Source organism: Microcoleus sp. Z1_B2 (assembly GCF_036700325.1).
Classification (GTDB): Bacteria; Cyanobacteriota; Cyanobacteriia; order Cyanobacteriales; family Microcoleaceae; genus Microcoleus.
Genome location: NZ_JAUBOQ010000061.1, coordinates 22,043 through 37,612, shown reverse-complemented (window position 1 = coordinate 37,612; position 15,570 = coordinate 22,043). Strand labels below are relative to the sequence as shown.

16 protein-coding genes and 3 pseudogenes are annotated in these 15,570 nt (G+C 46.8%); 7 read left to right on the top strand and 12 right to left on the bottom strand.

What is annotated here, in order from left to right:
• Nucleotides 1-107: 107 nt before the first annotated feature.
• Both QT984_RS26325 and QT984_RS26320 read right to left on the bottom strand, forming a co-directional pair.
• A pseudogene (locus QT984_RS26325) lies at nucleotides 108-371 on the bottom strand (Uma2 family endonuclease); the annotation flags it as partial.
• 88 nt (nucleotides 372-459) lie between these two features.
• Nucleotides 460-714, bottom strand: a complete 255-nt coding sequence (locus QT984_RS26320) for a Uma2 family endonuclease (protein WP_445243069.1) — start codon at nucleotides 712-714, stop codon at nucleotides 460-462.
• Nucleotides 715-1,010: 296 nt separating this feature from the next.
• On the opposite strand from QT984_RS26320, the gene QT984_RS26315 reads away from it, so the two are divergent.
• Nucleotides 1,011-2,186, top strand: coding sequence for a homocysteine biosynthesis protein (locus QT984_RS26315; protein WP_333242003.1), 1,176 nt, complete (start codon nucleotides 1,011-1,013; stop codon nucleotides 2,184-2,186).
• 85 nt (nucleotides 2,187-2,271) lie between these two features.
• Here QT984_RS26315 and QT984_RS26310 read toward each other — a convergent pair whose 3' ends face one another.
• Both QT984_RS26310 and QT984_RS26305 read right to left on the bottom strand, forming a co-directional pair.
• Nucleotides 2,272-3,519 carry a hypothetical protein gene (locus QT984_RS26310; protein ID WP_333056250.1) on the bottom strand — a complete coding sequence of 416 codons (1,248 nt, stop codon included), beginning with the start codon at nucleotides 3,517-3,519 and terminating at the stop codon, nucleotides 2,272-2,274.
• 122 nt (nucleotides 3,520-3,641) lie between these two features.
• Nucleotides 3,642-3,776 carry a hypothetical protein gene (locus tag QT984_RS26305; protein ID WP_333056252.1) on the bottom strand — a complete coding sequence of 45 codons (135 nt, stop codon included), beginning with the start codon at nucleotides 3,774-3,776 and terminating at the stop codon, nucleotides 3,642-3,644.
• Nucleotides 3,777-4,103: 327 nt separating this feature from the next.
• Between QT984_RS26305 and QT984_RS26300 the strand changes: the two genes are divergently transcribed.
• The 3 genes and pseudogenes from QT984_RS26300 to QT984_RS26290 form a co-directional block, all read left to right on the top strand.
• Nucleotides 4,104-5,012: a tetratricopeptide repeat protein gene (locus tag QT984_RS26300; RefSeq protein ID WP_333375254.1), complete on the top strand. Its 909-nt coding sequence runs from the start codon at nucleotides 4,104-4,106 to the stop codon at nucleotides 5,010-5,012.
• A gap of 257 nt (nucleotides 5,013-5,269) precedes the next feature.
• Nucleotides 5,270-5,548, top strand: a pseudogene (locus QT984_RS26295) (Uma2 family endonuclease); the annotation flags it as partial.
• A 139-nt stretch (nucleotides 5,549-5,687) separates the two neighbouring features.
• Nucleotides 5,688-6,302: pseudogene (locus tag QT984_RS26290) on the top strand (Uma2 family endonuclease); the annotation flags it as partial.
• 37 nt (nucleotides 6,303-6,339) lie between these two features.
• Here the strand turns inward: QT984_RS26290 and QT984_RS26285 are convergent.
• From QT984_RS26285 to QT984_RS26265, 5 genes are all read right to left on the bottom strand, one after another.
• On the bottom strand, nucleotides 6,340-6,621 hold the full coding sequence (locus tag QT984_RS26285; protein WP_172191064.1) for a type II toxin-antitoxin system RelE/ParE family toxin: 282 nt from the start codon (nucleotides 6,619-6,621) through the stop codon (nucleotides 6,340-6,342).
• Nucleotides 6,621-6,845 (bottom strand): hypothetical protein, encoded by a 225-nt coding sequence (locus QT984_RS26280; RefSeq protein ID WP_096831014.1) that lies wholly within the window; start codon nucleotides 6,843-6,845, stop codon nucleotides 6,621-6,623. Before QT984_RS26280 ends, QT984_RS26285 begins: the two co-directional genes overlap by 1 nt.
• A 219-nt stretch (nucleotides 6,846-7,064) precedes the next feature.
• Complete coding sequence (locus QT984_RS26275; protein ID WP_333210409.1) at nucleotides 7,065-7,310, bottom strand: hypothetical protein; 246 nt, start codon at nucleotides 7,308-7,310, stop codon at nucleotides 7,065-7,067.
• Nucleotides 7,311-7,319: 9 nt separating this feature from the next.
• Nucleotides 7,320-9,047: a succinate dehydrogenase/fumarate reductase flavoprotein subunit gene (locus tag QT984_RS26270; RefSeq protein WP_333375250.1), complete on the bottom strand. Its 1,728-nt coding sequence runs from the start codon at nucleotides 9,045-9,047 to the stop codon at nucleotides 7,320-7,322.
• Between the two features lie 129 nt (nucleotides 9,048-9,176).
• Nucleotides 9,177-9,491 (bottom strand): hypothetical protein, encoded by a 315-nt coding sequence (locus QT984_RS26265; protein WP_333056259.1) that lies wholly within the window; start codon nucleotides 9,489-9,491, stop codon nucleotides 9,177-9,179.
• Nucleotides 9,492-10,013: 522 nt separating this feature from the next.
• Between QT984_RS26265 and QT984_RS26260 the strand changes: the two genes are divergently transcribed.
• Entirely contained in the window at nucleotides 10,014-10,739 is a 726-nt protein-coding gene (locus QT984_RS26260; protein WP_333056260.1) for a lysophospholipid acyltransferase family protein, read from the top strand.
• Between the two features lie 99 nt (nucleotides 10,740-10,838).
• Nucleotides 10,839-11,660, top strand: a complete 822-nt coding sequence (locus QT984_RS26255; RefSeq protein ID WP_333056261.1) for an alpha/beta hydrolase — start codon at nucleotides 10,839-10,841, stop codon at nucleotides 11,658-11,660.
• A gap of 600 nt (nucleotides 11,661-12,260) precedes the next feature.
• On the opposite strand, the gene QT984_RS26250 is transcribed toward QT984_RS26255, so the two are convergent.
• Nucleotides 12,261-12,644 (bottom strand): hypothetical protein, encoded by a 384-nt coding sequence (locus tag QT984_RS26250; RefSeq protein WP_333056262.1) that lies wholly within the window; start codon nucleotides 12,642-12,644, stop codon nucleotides 12,261-12,263.
• Between the two features lie 82 nt (nucleotides 12,645-12,726).
• Here QT984_RS26250 and QT984_RS26245 point away from each other — a divergent pair, with 82 nt between their 5' ends.
• Nucleotides 12,727-13,011, top strand: coding sequence for a hypothetical protein (locus tag QT984_RS26245; RefSeq protein ID WP_333056263.1), 285 nt, complete (start codon nucleotides 12,727-12,729; stop codon nucleotides 13,009-13,011).
• Between the two features lie 54 nt (nucleotides 13,012-13,065).
• Here QT984_RS26245 and QT984_RS26240 read toward each other — a convergent pair whose 3' ends face one another.
• The gene (locus tag QT984_RS26240) at nucleotides 13,066-13,476 is read right to left on the bottom strand and encodes a hypothetical protein (RefSeq protein ID WP_333056264.1); all 411 of its coding nucleotides are present in this window, start codon (nucleotides 13,474-13,476) and stop codon (nucleotides 13,066-13,068) included.
• Between the two features lie 185 nt (nucleotides 13,477-13,661).
• Entirely contained in the window at nucleotides 13,662-15,257 is a 1,596-nt protein-coding gene (locus QT984_RS26235; protein WP_333056265.1) for a tetratricopeptide repeat protein, read from the bottom strand.
• Between the last annotated feature and the right edge of the window lie 313 nt (nucleotides 15,258-15,570).

Here is a 15,570-nt window from a genome sequence, read left to right as displayed (position 1 = left end):
TAACTTACAATTTTAATTGTTATTGTGGGATGGGCGTCCCGCCCGTCCAAAAAGGACGGGCGGGACGCCCATCCCACAATTTTGTGGAAGTTATTTAATTCTCATTCCTAAACAGAAAAAGTAGGTTGTTTAGGATTGCCAATATAGCGTCGCCCGCCAAGTCCCAAATAGTCCGCAATCCAGTATTCAGAAATGCCCAAAGCTTCGTAATCCACCAATTTGTAGCCATAATCATCCCGCCAATTGGTACTGACAACTTCGACAATTAGCCGGACAGAACTACCCATCGTAATGATAGATTCCTTTTTCCATCTCGGTTCGCTGTCAGTCCCTTGCCTGTCCAAAACGATCGCATCCGGTTCGTAACCAGATAGCTCATACCATTTTAGATTTTAGATTTTAGATTTTAGATTAGCCATGAGTTACTGGATATGGGTTTGGAGCTTGCCTGCAGTGACATTATTTTTTTGTGAAACTTGTATCATAATTGGTGGCGACAACGCATTCTTTGGGAACGAAGTAAGGAAGTCCTAGTCGTCGGATTTCAAAGTTGAGTTCAGCGACAAGGAAGCCCGCTACTTCTGAATGTTCTCCGGTTGCTTTAGGCATCTCAACAATAGCTCCATTGTGCAGTTCGTAACGGTTTTCAGAATTTTCAGGATACCAGTCAATAAATTCATCGAAGGTGACTGGTTTTAATATCGCTTGAGTCATGGCGATCGCCCTTTATTTGATTTATGATATTGTTATTGTATCCGTTATAATTTACATCTTGCATCATTATCAAGAACAGGCAAGATGCCTGTTCCACGAAAAGTGAATTTTATTGTGGAACAGGCATCTTGCCTGTTCATAAAAGGCTTGTTGAGAATGGTGCAACATCTCAGTTATAATATATTGATTTTATCTCAAACAACCAGCTCGATCGACATTCCATCAATCCCAAATCCAAATTACTCCAAAATCAATCAATTCAAAATCTAAAATCCAAAATCTAAAATCTAAAATATATGCGATCGATCGACGAAATCAACGATAAAATCAGCCAAGGCAAAGCCACAGTCTGGACAATCGAAGAACTCAAAACTAGAGTTCAAGAAACCAGCATTACCCAAGCAGCCAAAGAAGTCGATGTGATTACCACCGGCACCTTCGAGCCGATGGAATCCTCCGGTGCAATCATCAACCTCGGCCATACCGACCCGCCCATAAAAATCCGCCAGTGCTGGCTAGACGGCGTTTTAGCGTACTCCGGCTTCGGGGCAGTAGACCTGTACCTGGGAGCCACCCAAGTAGCCGAAGACGGCGAAGAATCCCGCGAACGGGGAGGCGGACACGTCATCGAAGACTTAATAGCCGGCAAACCAGTACAGTTGCGAGCCTTGGGACAAGTAACAGACTGCTACCCCCGCGCCTCCTTTGAAACCACAATTACCCGCGATACAATCAACCAGTTTTATTTATTCAATCCCCGCAACGCATATCAAAACTTTATTGTTGGCGTCAACGGGGGCGATCGCCCACTGTTCACCTACCTCGGCCCCCTGCAACCAAACCTCGGCAACGCCGTCTATTCGAGCCTAGGAGCCATGTCTCCCCTGCTCAACGACCCCGACCTCGAAATTATCGGCATCGGCACCCGCATCTTCCTAGGAGGCGCCACCGGCTACATCACCTGGGAAGGAACCCAGCACTTCCCGCTGCAAAAACGCCAGCCCAACCGCACCCCCATCGGCCCCGCTGCCACCCTCGCACTAATCGGCGACGCCAAACAGATGAACTCCAAATGGGTGCGGGGCTGCTACTTCAAAAACTACGGCCCATCCCTGATGCTGGGAGTCGGCATCCCCTTTCCCGTCTTAAACGAAACCGTCGTCGCCCACTGTGCAGTATCAGACAAAAAAATAGTAGCGCCGGTGGTAGATTTCTCTATCCCCCGGCGCGTTCGTCCCACCTTCGGTTTAGTTAGCTATGCTCAATTAAAGACTGGCCGCATCCTGATAGAGGGCAAACCTGTGCGGGCCGCCCCCCTTGCGAGTATGTTTCTCTCCCGGCAAGTAGCATTGGAATTGAAGCAGCAAATTGAAGCGGGTCAATTTACCCTCACGGCCCCAGTTGCTCCCCTACCCACCGACAGAGTATTTCTCCCCCAAGATTTGTGGGGCGCACAAGTGAGGCTGGAATAAAGGATTTTAGATTGGCGATTTAGCGGTTGTAAATTAGTCTTGGACACACTAATCTAAAATCTAAAATCTAAAATCTAAAATTGGTTCATTCCTCGATCGGCTTAGGCTTCTTAACCGGCTTAGGAAGAGGTTCCTTGGGGACAGGCGGTGGTGCTGCTGCGGACTTGATGGTAGGACGCCCTACAGGAGCACCGTCACCCTTCGGCTTAGGAGTAAACGGACGCTTCCCTCCTCCTTTGAAGCCACCGGGCGGCTTGCTGCCGGGGGGGAATTTCCGCTTTTTAATCGGCAGGGCACCAATATTATTAGCCTGCTCAATCATCAGACTCTCAGCTTTCAATTTGACGTGGAAATCCCAAAAAAACCCGATCGCTTTTGTTGCTAAATCTCCCTTGAGTTTCAACTTAAAAAACTTCATCTTGTCGTCATTCTTGCGGGGAGCTTGCTTGATTTTGACGATGACATACTTTTCTTCGTCTTGGGATTGATAAATCACCTCACCTCTAATCGAAAAATAGCCATCTTCAACATCAGGTTCCGAGGAAGGCAAAGATGCGGTCGATGCTTCGCCGCTAGCCTCAATCTCCGCTGCTTCCTGATTTTCTTCCTCATCAGAGGACGGTTCGGGAGATTTCTTGAGCGTTTCCGGCTCCCAAACCCCCATAATCTGGGCGTGCAATTTGCCGTCTTCTTGCCTGGTGCGGGGATAGACCACCCACAGGTGTTCTTGTTCCAGCTCCAGGTGATTTTTGACTAAACTCATGACTCTACCCAGCAAAACTGCGTCGATGGCAGTTCCGTCGGCAGCTATCAGCATACCCCGGGTGAATTGCTCTTCTGATGGCGTGTAGCGGCCCCGCACCAAACCAACAGCTCGGTACTGTCTGGGTTCGCTGGGGGGGGGAATGGGATGTTGGCGCATGACGGAGGGTATGTCCTCAGCGGCCTGACTTTCGTTAGTGGCAGGCTCGGCGTTTGCCGGCGGTGCGACTGCTGGGGCTGGAGTATCGCTGACAGGTGTCGAAGACGCTGCAGACGCCGGGGGGGCAGGAGCATTGCTGGGCTGGTCTTGTGGCTTTGTTTTGTCCTTGTCGGGGGCAGAACTGTAGCGTGGTCGTTGCAGCCTATCCTTGGACGCTGGGGCGTCTGTTGGCGTTGCCGGTTGATTTTGGTCAACAGGCGCAGCCAACGCCGAAGGCACCGAACTTTCGTCTGGTGTCTCAGGAATGGAATCTGTATCTTTAGGCGGATTGACGGCCAGTTCGCTCGGCTGAGCCTTGCGAGTTGAAGTAGATTTGGACGATTTGGAAGACCGGTTGGGAGAGGGGTTCATAAAAACTCCTTGCAGCGGAGACACATCCCTTAAGGGAAATTAGGAATAAACTGAAGAAACTGCTTTAAAAACTACTAGCACCTGACAGGCGGGCTTGCGCCCGGAGGTCTGGTTGTGACCCGTCAACGCCAACTTTCAACGCTACGTGTGCCGATCGGTTCGCTGGCTGCTAAAATCCTTGCGAGCAAGGACTTTGGGAGTTGCTGACCGATCGATCCTGCGATCGCGCTGAGTTTGGAGTTGCTGGCTAATAGCATTTAGGATATTCAGCTTGCCTATTTTACTTAATCCAATTACCTAACGGCCTGATCCGCCATATTTTTGGTAATTTTTAGCTTGACCAGACTAAATTGGACAGACACCGCAGTCCTTGGGGCTGCGGGTCCCAGTGTCCAAAATTGTTTAGCTAGCATGGAGTTGTGGGTCTGTTACCATATTAGCTGCAAGTAAAAGGCTGCTTTGTCCGTTGGGACTTTGAAGTTAAAAACATTTACGGTTGCACCGATCGAGCTAAATGGCAGATGCCCCCCGGCAATGCCTTAATTCTTAGAAAATAGTAGATTTTAAGCTGGGATAGTTGAATTATGGAAAAAGCAAACAAGCGTCGTGGGTTGATTACTGTGGTGGTGGTGCTGTCGCTCATCGCTTTTTTGGGATTTTCCCTTGTGCCAATTTTAAACAGTATTCTCCAGGCCAGCCAAGCGCAAAGTCAGTCAACTCCAACGCCTACTCAGACGGCGCAGTCTGGGGAGAAGCAATCAGAGTTGCTGCAAGCTCAGGCGAGGGGATACGAATTGGTTTTGCAGCGGGAACCTGACAACGTAACGGCTTTGCGGGGATTGTTGCAGGTGCGACTGGAGTTGATTGGACAAGGAGTGGGCGACATTAAGGATGCGATCGCTCCTTTGGAAAAGTTGGCTTCGCTGAATCCAGAGACTACTGAATACGGGATTTTGCTGGCTCAGGCTAAGGAACGCACGGGCGATCGCGAAGGGGCTGCTCAGGCTTACAGGTCAATTTTAGCGTCTAGGCCTGGGGAAATTAAGGCTTTGCAGGGGTTGGTGAATTTGCTGCTGGTGCAGCAGCGGCCGGAAGCTGCGATCGGACTGCTGCAAGATACGCTGAAGGCTGCTCCGGCTGCAAATCTGGCGAAACCGGAAAGTGTGGATGTAACTTCAGTGCAGTTGATTTTGGGGCAGGTTTATGCTGTGCAGAAGCGCTACGAGGAGGCGATCGCCATTTACGACGAATCTGCTAAGGCTAATCCAAAAGATTTTCGCCCCACTTTAGGAAAGGCGATCGTGTTTCAGGAACAGGGCAAAACAGATGAGGCAAAAACGCTGTTCGATCGAGCTACTGAGTTAGCTCCTCCTAACTATAAAGACCAAATTAATCAGTTAGCTAGTGGCACTCCTTCGCCTTCTCCTGCGGCTACGACGACTCCCCAACCGGCTGCTTCTCCTACTCCTGAAGGCGCGCTACCGAAACCTTAAGGAAAGTTTGAAGTAAAAGAGTTTTGAGTTGTCAGTGAAAAATTATTAAGTTAAAAACTTAATAATTTAAACTCAAAACTACTCGCTTTATTCCTAATTACGCAGGACTTACGAAAAGAAATCCGGTTTCTAAGATAAATCTTGGTTGAACAACGACAGATACATAAATAAACCGGGTTTCTCAGTCCTCGCGCGGAGCGTCCTGTTACCGATTACCAATTACTAATTACCAATTAGGTAAGACCTCGGAGGGAATTATGACCCAAAGCGTTGACCGCGTTGTTCTACCTCCTGCTTTTCCAGACCACACTCAATTACCAGACTCCGACGGTATTTTTGTTAAAAATTTTCAGGAGCATCCGCAAAGTTTAATTTTAACAGATTCGATCTGGCCAATTATGCAGGCACGGCATCCTGACGGACAATATGCGATCGGTCAAGACTGCGGCATTTACTGGCGCGAAACCGAGCCGCCGGAAAAAGGTGCAGAAGCTCCTGATTGGTTTTATGTTCCCAATGTACCTCCTAATTTAGACGGTCATTCGATTTTAGATTTTAGATTTTAGATTTTGGATTGACCCCACGGATAAATTCGGGGGCTTGAGGATTTTAGATTTTAGATTTTGGATTGATTCCACGGATAAATCCGGGGGCTTGTACCATCAAGAAATTCTTGGTCAAATTCGCCGTTCCTACGTGCTGTGGCGAGAACACATAGCACCATTAATTGCTTTGGAATTTGCTAGCGGGAACGGGGATGAAGAGCGCGATTCCCTTCGGGATAGCTTCGCTTCACGTACTCCTTTATCTCGCACCGATGAAGGGGTAGTCACTAAACCGGGAAAGTTTTGGGTGTGCGAACAGGTGATGCGAATTCCCTATTACGCCATCTATGAAATTAACAGCGGTCGATTAGAAGTTTATCGGTTGATGGAGGGGTATTATCAACTGTTAGAACTCAATCAACGCGGTCATTTTCCCATTGCATCTTTAGGGATAGCATTGGGACTTTGGCAAGGCATTTATCAAAATCAAAGTATGCTGTGGCTGCGGTGGTGGGACGAGGAAGGTAATTTGCTGTTGATTGGCGATGAAAGAGCAGAATTAGAGAGATTGCGAGGGGAACAACAGCGGGAAAGGGCCGAGAGTGCAGAACAAGCACGACAAGCTGAATTTCAGGCAAGAAGGGATGCAATTCCCCGCTTGTTGGGAATGGGATTGAGTGCCGAACAAGTGGCGCAGGCGTTAAGTTTATCCGTGGAGGAAGTAACGGAGAATACTGGAGAGTGAGATAGTGAGAGAGAATTGGCGAAAAGGGCGATCGGTCTTAATAGACTTCATCATGAGAACCCATTTTGAGCAATAAAATAGCTTCCTCCTCATCTTCTGGATCGGTCACAAACTCAAATAAAATCCGATAATCATAATCTATTGAACACGACCAGATACCCGATAAATCTCCTGTCAGTTTGTGAGTTCGCAAGCTGGGGTTAAAGCAGTCTTCAGACAAAAGTTCAAGCGTAGCTTCAATTAAAAGGCGAAGCTGAGGATTTTTACGAACTAACTTTTTGAAAGTACGAATAGATTTGGGAGTCCAACCAATTTTCATCAATCATCTAACTCCGCCATAAAATCGGCTACCGAACCAAATTTAACATTGCCCTCAGCATACTCTTGACGAACTTCTGCAACTTCCTTGAGTAATTCATTTCGTCGCTGTTGTCGCAGACGATTCTGAAGAATATCTAGAAGCATGGCTTGATCTTCTAATGATAAAACTTCTACAGCTTCAAGAGCTTGCTGGAATTGAGATGTCTGTGTCGTTTTACTCATATTTTTTTTCTACTTATAATCACGATATTTTGTATTTGTTTTAGCAAGACTTATCCTAAGCTAGCATTTTTTAGTTGTGATGTGGAGAAATCCTGAGACGACTTTCAAAAGGAACACATTAGGTGTGAACGGCCCGCCCTACAAATTAATACCACATTTGCATCTTCTACAATCGCTTCTCACCCGTGCATCCTAAAGCAATCTACAAGGCGAGCTTACTCAGTAGTCACATAGAGCTTTACGAACCTCGATTTCTTCAGCAGCGATTTCGATGGCTTCGGGAACCCTTTGTTTATCGATAATGCCTGCATCAATGAGTGCATCAACGATCAAAGCCGCTAGCTGCTCGCTTGTTAAAGTTGATTTGGCTTCTTCGTTCTTAAATTCCTTTTCGGGAAGTTCGCGCATTGTTTTCTTTATCCTCTTTTTTTGCTGTTTAAAATTAGTAAGGTGGGCATCGCCCACCCGTACAAATTAATACTTCCTCTCCTGTGGCTCAAACATCGTAATCGCCACTGGCATATAAGCCAAATCAATCCCCGCCGGCGAATAATACGCCATTGTATGCTTCAAAAAATTGCCGTCATCGCGCTCAGTAAAATCTTCCCGCGAATGAGCTCCCCGACTTTCCTGCCGATTCAAAGCAGAAGTTAAAATCATTTTCCCGACAATTATCAAACTCCGCAACTCCAAAGCTTCCACAATTTCCGTATTCCACAAATTGCCTTTATCGTCTAAGTAAACTTCCTCATATTGTCGCTCTAAATCCGCCAATTTCTTTAAACCTTCCTGCATCAATTCGGCGCTACGAAATACACCACAATACTCAGTCATAGTATCTTGATACTGCTGCCGCACTTGATTGATTCGGTATTTTCCGGGACGCTCTACAAGTGCCTGAATTTGCTCTTTTGCTTCCGTAATATAACGCTGTTCGTCTACAGCAGGCAACTTGCGATTTTGTACAAATTGTGCTATGGTTGCGCCAGTAACTTTGCCATAAACGACGCATTCTAAAAGCGAGTTGCTGCCCAAACGGTTGGCGCCGTGAACCGAGACGCAAGCTGCTTCGCCGGCGGCAAAGAAACCGTCTACTAAACTGTCAGGACTGCTGCGAACTTGCCCGCTAACATTAGTAGGAATTCCCCCCATTGAATAGTGAACCGTAGGGCGCACGGGCATCGGCTGATTTACGGCATCAATTCCTAACAAACGGTGGGCTTCTTCCCAAGCAAAAGGAATTTTGCTCATAATTTTTTCGCGCCCCATGTGCCGCAAATCGAGGTAGATAAAGGGGCCGCCGGCACTACCATCAACATTAATCCCTCGGCCGGCGCGAATTTCTATGGAAATTGACCGCGAGGTGATGTCTCTGGGCGCTAATTCCATCCGCGACGGGGCATAATTGGCCATAAATCGATCGCCCTCTGAATTAATCAAATAAGCGCCTTCGCCCCGCACAGCCTCGGAAATCAACACTCCCACCGGATACAAACCAGTCGGGTGAAACTGCACGAATTCCATATCTTCCAGCGGCAATCCCGCCATAGCAGTCATCGCCAAACCGTCTCCAGTCGAGGCGTAATCGTTCGACGTGGTATTGTAAACTCGACCGTAACCCCCCGTAGCAAACATCACCGCCTTAGCGCGCACGACCTCAATTTGACCGTCTAGCAGGCTGTACATAACTACGCCCTTGGCTTGGCCTTCTTCCAAAATCAGGCGCGTAACATACCACTCCTGATAGATGTGAACTCCGCAGCGGCGCAGATTGTTGACTAATTCGTGGAGGATGGCGTGACCAGTTTTGTCGGCGGCGTAGCAGGTGCGGCGGTGGGAATGTCCGCCGAAAGCGCGCTGGGCAATTCTGCCGTCTGGGAGGCGGGAGAAGAGGACTCCCATGTGTTCTAAATCTATGACTACACCGGGGGCTTCGCGGGTGAGGATTTCTACCGCGTCTTGGTCGGCTAAATAGTCTGAACCTTTTACCGTGTCGAAGGCGTGGGCTTTCCAACTGTCTTCGGGATCGACATTTTGGAGGCTGGAGGCCATCCCACCTTGGGCTGCGACGGAGTGCGATCGAATCGGGTGAGTTTTAGCGACGACAGCTACCTTTAAACTGGGGTCAGTCCGGGCAATTTCTACTGCGGCGCGGCAACCTGCTAAACCGCCGCCTACAATGATTACGTCGTGTTCTAGCATCTTTTTGAATTATTTTGAGTGTTCTGCTCAACTTATGGTGACGCAAAAAAAAACTTCCCACCAAAAGAGCAGGAAGTTTTTTAACTTTTGATTTGAATGGGAAATCAAAAGTTAAAATTTCACATTGGACTAGCCGGCGCTTTCGACAGGCTGCTGATTGGACTGATTTCCCGTTGCAGAAGGTTGAGTTTCCGTACCGGGTTCTACAGCAAGCACTTCAATGTTATTTAGCAGAGTTGTAACGAAAGCAAACAGCAAGAAGGGCAGAGACAGCACTAAAATCAAGCCGACGGTAGCCAAGGCGAAGATTTGGCGGGCGCTACTCCACAAGGCGAGTGCCGACGCTAGACTTAGGAAGATGACTATCAGCCAAACAATGATTTGACCGTAAATGTCGCCAAAGGTGAGCGTACATTTAAGGCGATAGTTTTGGATGTTATTCATTTGATGCCTCGCGAGATTGCTATTACGACTTGTCCAAAAATACTTTGACAGTGTGTCAATGGCCACTGTAAATTTCTAAGTTTAGCTGCCGCAACCTGGTTTTAGGGCTGTTTTAAACATTTTTATAGAAGTTTGCAACAACACTTTATGAATTTTTGTTTCTGACTGGGAAATTTGGCCGAAACAAGACTTACGCACTCCGACAAAGAAACCGGGTTTTTTACTGTTTTGGCGGGCTGTAACGCGTCTTTTCGCAAAAAACCCGGTTTCTGGCAACCCCTGCGTCCAGGACTAAGCTGTTCTGAATCTAAATCGTATTTTTTGTGCGGGCTATAAGCCCAACCCCTACTCCCCACAAGAACTTTATCAAATTTTAGTTCACAGTTTAAATGTCCAACAGCTTACGAAACAAAGGCACAAGGGGAAAGTCTACTTTTTGAGGGAGCCCCGACTTGGTAAAGAAATGTTAAGCTGCGTGGAAATGGAATCAACCTTTATAGCGTCGCACCTGTCTTTTCGCCCATGTCTTCAGAGAGCAAATTGCTGATTTCGCGCTGTTTCCTGGCTGGTTTGGGAACGCAGATGTTTATGTACCGCGAAGACCGGATTCCCCAAGAGAGTCCGGTTCTGGTGGTGAGCAATCACCGCAGTTTCTTAGATCCTGTGCTGCTGACGGCGGCTTTGGGTCGATCGATCCGCTTTGCTTGTCATCATTACATGGGTCAAGTTCCGGTGATGAGGGAAGTGGTCACGACTTTCGGCGCTTTCCCCTTGGAAGCACCGGAACACCGACAGCAGCATTTTTTCTCTCAAGCAACAGCGCTACTGCAAGGCGGGGAGATGGTGGGGGTGTTTCCAGAGGGTGCAGAACCGATGGTGAAGCTGACTGGCCCGAATACTGTGGGGAAGTTTCAGCGGGGATTTGCTCATTTGGCTTTGCGGGCGCCGGTGCGGGATTTGGCAGTTTTGCCGGTGGCGATTAGTTCCTTTGAGGAACAGTCAATACGATCGGGTGTACCGCTGAAGTTGTTGAGTTTGTTCGATCCTTCGGAACCGCTGTTCGATCGATCAGGGTGGCATCCTGTGATAATTTATCAGCGAGTTAATGTTTTAATCGGCCGGCCTTATTGGATTACTGTCGAGAGACAGCAGCAATATCAAGGCAAAAAAGCCAAAGCAGTTGTTGCTGAACTCACCAACCACTGTCAGGGGGAAATTGCCGAATTACTCCAACGAGGTTGTTTGTAAGTTTGTTGACTGTTGACTGTTGACTGTTAACTATTGGCTGGTGTCAGCTTTCCAATCTAAAATCTAAAATCTAAAATCTAAAATCGATTGACTTGAATCATGGCAAATGCTAACAACAAGGTTCGTTTCCTAACCCCCAAACCCCCGAAACCCGATCGCCCTTTATTTGTATTTCTGCCCGGTATGGACGGGGGCGGTTTGCTGCTGCGCTCCCAAATTCCTAAATTAGCCAATCATTTCGACATTCGTTGCTTAACTATACCGGCTGACGACATGGCTAGTTGGGAGGTACTTGTTAGCGAAACAATTGCCTTAATTGAAGCAGAAAAGCAAGCCGGAAAGCCGAAGCGGCCGGTTTATCTGTGCGGCGAGTCATTTGGGGGCTGTTTAGCGATGAAAGTTGTGTTAGAAGCTCCTCAATTGTGCGATCGATTAATTTTAGTCAATCCAGCTTCTTCGTTTCGACAGCAGCCTTGGGTGCAGTGGGGCTCGTATCTGACTCAGTGGCTGCCGGCCAACCTTTATCCGCTGTCGGTAATCGGTTTATTGCCGATATTAGCATCATTAGGAAAGATTGGGCGCGACGATCGCCGCGCTTTGCTAGAAGCGATGCAAGCAGTACCGCAAAACACGTCTGTGTGGAGATTGGCGTTAGTGCGATCGTTTAATGTTGACGAAAATCAGTTGCGCGGTATCAAACAGCCGACGTTAGTAATTGCTAGCGGTGCCGATCGGCTGCTGCCTTCTTTAGCAGAAGCGAAGCTTTTAGTCAAGGTAATTCCCAAAGCTGAAATGGTGCTGCTGGCTAACAGCGGTCATGCTTGTTTGTTAGAAACAGATGTTAACCTTTATGGGATTATGCAAGCTCGCAATTTTTTGACAAAATCCGAAGAAAATCTGTCATTAGTCAATAGTCATTAGTCATGGGGCATGGGGCATGGGGCATTGGGCATCTCCGAAAAACAATCTTATCGGCATCAGCAATTAGCAATTAAGTAGATGAGTGGGAAAATACATAAGTATGTCATAGCTGCATGAAACGAAGTGAAACGAAGCAATCGCAATGGTTCTGGCAGATTTACATTCCGTTACCTAGCGAGGTTTCTTTGCGCCTACCTACTTAATACCTCTTGGATGTCGATGGTCAGGAACTGCAATAATAGCTTCAATTAAGTTCAGAGACTGTTGGCGAATTAAAAAAGGGTAATACCCCTCATAGGTAAAATGTAGATAGTGTAGGTTGGGTAGAGCGCGAGCGAAACCCAACTCTTTTAAAATAATGTGTTGGGTTTCGCTGACGCTCTACCCAACCTACTACATCTATGTGAGAAACACCGCGAGTGCTGGTTTTAGAGGTGAGGGGTGAAACCCTATGTGAATTCGCCAACAGTCTCTTAAGTTCATTAGCGATACACCGAGTTAGGATAGTATTTGCGATCGGGTCTGACCCGATCGCAAATACTATGATACATTGCTTTTTCAAGCCTATGCCTTTAGATGTGCGCTTCCTGACGTAATTCTTTATCCCTGCGTCGCACGTACACGAACAGATCGACTAAACCCAGGTATATCATCCCTTCCTATATTGCTTACTCTTGCCGGAATTATATACACGCTTCTGGATATACATTGTTCCGTGGGGGTAGCCTTTAATCTTTCCATTTTTATGTCACTTGAGTTGGAACTTGCCATATAAATCAATATTAGGGAACCCGGTAAGTTATCAGTTGTCTGGAAGCAAATCGTCATATTGCTCCTATTTTGTGGCTTAAAATCGACATCCTCTTGAAGACCGAGAGTCTTCTCTCCTAATAAAATTTTTTGTGCTAAGGCTGTACTGGCGAAACTAAAAGAGATGCCAACAGCAGCCATTAAAACTGCTGGTAGTTTTTTGACAATGCTCATACGACAATACCTCGTTTGTTGAAATTTAGGTTGATTAGTGGTTTTTTCTTCCCACATCTTTTAGACGTTTTCCCACCGCAATTTGGGAATTTTTCGAGTTACAGGCAAATTTTCTCTCCCAAAACCCACACTCAACCCCTCTAACCCTTTCCCAGATTGCTTTTGGGCTGCTGCAAAATTTTCTCGACTTCCCCACGCGCCGCCCAACCTATCAGCTACGCCCTTGGGTTTACCTGGGGGATGCTACGCTTTTGCGATCTCACTCAATCCCATCATCTTCTGTGATCGCCCTCCAGCTTACGGCATCGTAGACATTGCACTGACAATTGAGAAGGTGCGTTACGAAGAGAGCGATCGCACCCTATAAGAGAAGTGCGATCAAACTGTCCTTACCCGCCGCAGGTATCGATCTTTTCAGTTCTTAACCTTTTCGTGTATAAAAAGTTATCGCAAAGAATAGGTCATTGTAATCATAATTTGGATCATTTGGATCTGTAGCAGAATCTTCGCATGCGTACTGGAATGTTGATACTAAAGTGGTTGCTTCATCATCATCAAGGTTTGCGCTATCTGTTATGTACGAAATACAGTTACCAAAGGTTAAGGTATATTTTTGCACCTTCCCATTGGATTTAGGAGGAGTAATAAAAGAACCAGTCACAGACTTAGATAAATCTATACTCTGGATTTCAGTATCTATATATACATGACCATCCTCGTCTTCCAGCTTGATTGTATGCGACTTCTCACTTTGAGCAGTAGCGTACCAGCTAACAGCTTCGCTAGGCTTGATTCTTAATACATCGGTATTGCATTGTATAATCCGAGACATAATTAGTTCTTGCTCCGTAGGTTTACTGCGTATGTTGACAACTGGAAATTTGAAACCCTTGCTGCGCATCGATGGCAGAATTTAAAGGTAATTTTCCTGTTCATCCTCATTTATTAGACGTTTCCCGATCCCAATTTAGTCATTTTTCTAGTTACGAGGAAATTTTCTCCCCCAAAAATCCCCCCTCAACCCCTAGAACCCTTCCCCTTCTTACCCTTCAAGCGCAGCAAACTCTTCTCAACCTCCCCACGCGCTGGATACAACAACTGCTGACTCAAAGCACTTTCATAAGCCTGTATCGCCCCCAACCGATCCTTCAACCCCACCAAGGCTCTCCCTAACCAGTAGTCAGCCATAGCCGGGTTAAACGCTCTCAATTCCTGACATCCCTCACCGGCAACTTTCCACCAGCGCTGACTAGCCCCAACATCCCCCAGCACCTGGTAACTCTCCGCCAGCCACAGCGCCGTCGGTACGAATTGCAGAGAAATTCCCGCTGGTAACAACTTCCATCCTTTCTCCAACGCCTCCACCGCTTCTTGATGTTTAAGAGCCAAAGCCAACACCCGCCCATGACGAAACCAAGCATCAACTAACTGCGGCTGAAGTTTTGTGCCCTGCTCAGAAACACTACATCCTCGTTCAATCTCTTTGAAGTGTTCCACCAACACCCGCCCCGCAGTCGCCCAAACACTCCAACGTTCAGGAAATCGTTTCAGCATCTGTTCTACCACAAAACGCAATTCTTCCCAGCGTTTGGCAGCCGGTAAAATTTCACACAAGACCTGATAAATTGCACAATTATCGGGATACAGTTGATAAGCATTCGCCATCATCTGTGCTGCTTTTTGATAGTCTCCCGTGTCGTATAAGCACCTGCCATAGTAATACCAACCATAAGGATGATTGGGGTGTTGGGCGGTAAACTCTGCTAACACCTCCACACCTTGCCGCCAATCGCCTCGGAAGATGTGATAATAGCCCAGAGAATTGTGAGCCTCAGCCCCATGAGGAGTTTGTAGCAGTAAAGAGGTAATCATCTTTTTCGTCAGTTTCCCCTCTTCACCAGAAACTAATCTCATCTGAAGACGTTGCTCAATTTGTCGTTGCAGTACCCTAAAATCATTCGGAAATAGAGCTATAAGCTCGCTCAACAGCTCTGTTGCGGCGCTCATATCCCCCACCGCCAGATTCGCATCTTGGCTGTAAATCAACGCCACAACATCATCTGGGTTGATTGCCAAAATTGGCTCCACAGCACTGATCACGCCAAGATGATTTTCTATCTGCTGATACACCTGTATCAAAGCGAGCCGGTGAACGACTTTTTCAGGTTCTAAATGAGTTGCTAAATTAAAGGCAATAATTGCTTTGTCACTCTCACCCCGACAAACTGCAATCAATCCCTTGATATGATGCTGAGTCGCTTCGTTTTCGTAACACGACAAGGCTTTTTCATAGACTTCTATTGCCTCTTTTTCTCGTTTCATTAGCTGCAATAGTTTCCCTAGTTGCAGCCGCACACCCATTAATTGCGCTTGTCGCTCAATCACTTGATGATATTCGACAACCGCTTGTTGCCAGTCTCCCATCTGGTAAAGCAAATTAGCTAGTTCTAACCTTTTTTTCCATCCTTGGGGATATTTCTGAACATACTTACTTAAAGTGTTCAATTTCTGCTCTTGTCTAATTGGCTTTTCTTCTAAGAAAAAGTGAACATTCATCTCTAGCCCAGAAGATTGGCAGAACTGCACCAATGATGTGGCAAAGTATCCAGACATAATTTAGACTGGCTATAGATAAGGGGAAATAAAATAATTTACGTTAATCCGATTATGTCTTAGTTACTCAAACTAAACAAGCTATAAAAGATTAATTGTTAGCAAGGAAAATCAATGCGATCGCGTCAATCAATGGCTCTCTCGTAAACAAAAAGCGATATCTACAACGGGCGTTGCCTACGCACTCCGAAAAAAAGCGATCGCGCCCTTCGTCGAGTGGGCAAGATCGCTTTTTCTTCAATTTTTTGAACACTGAAATGGAGCAGCACTAAGTTGGTAATGTCCCCAAAGTCAAAGAGATTTCACTCTCACG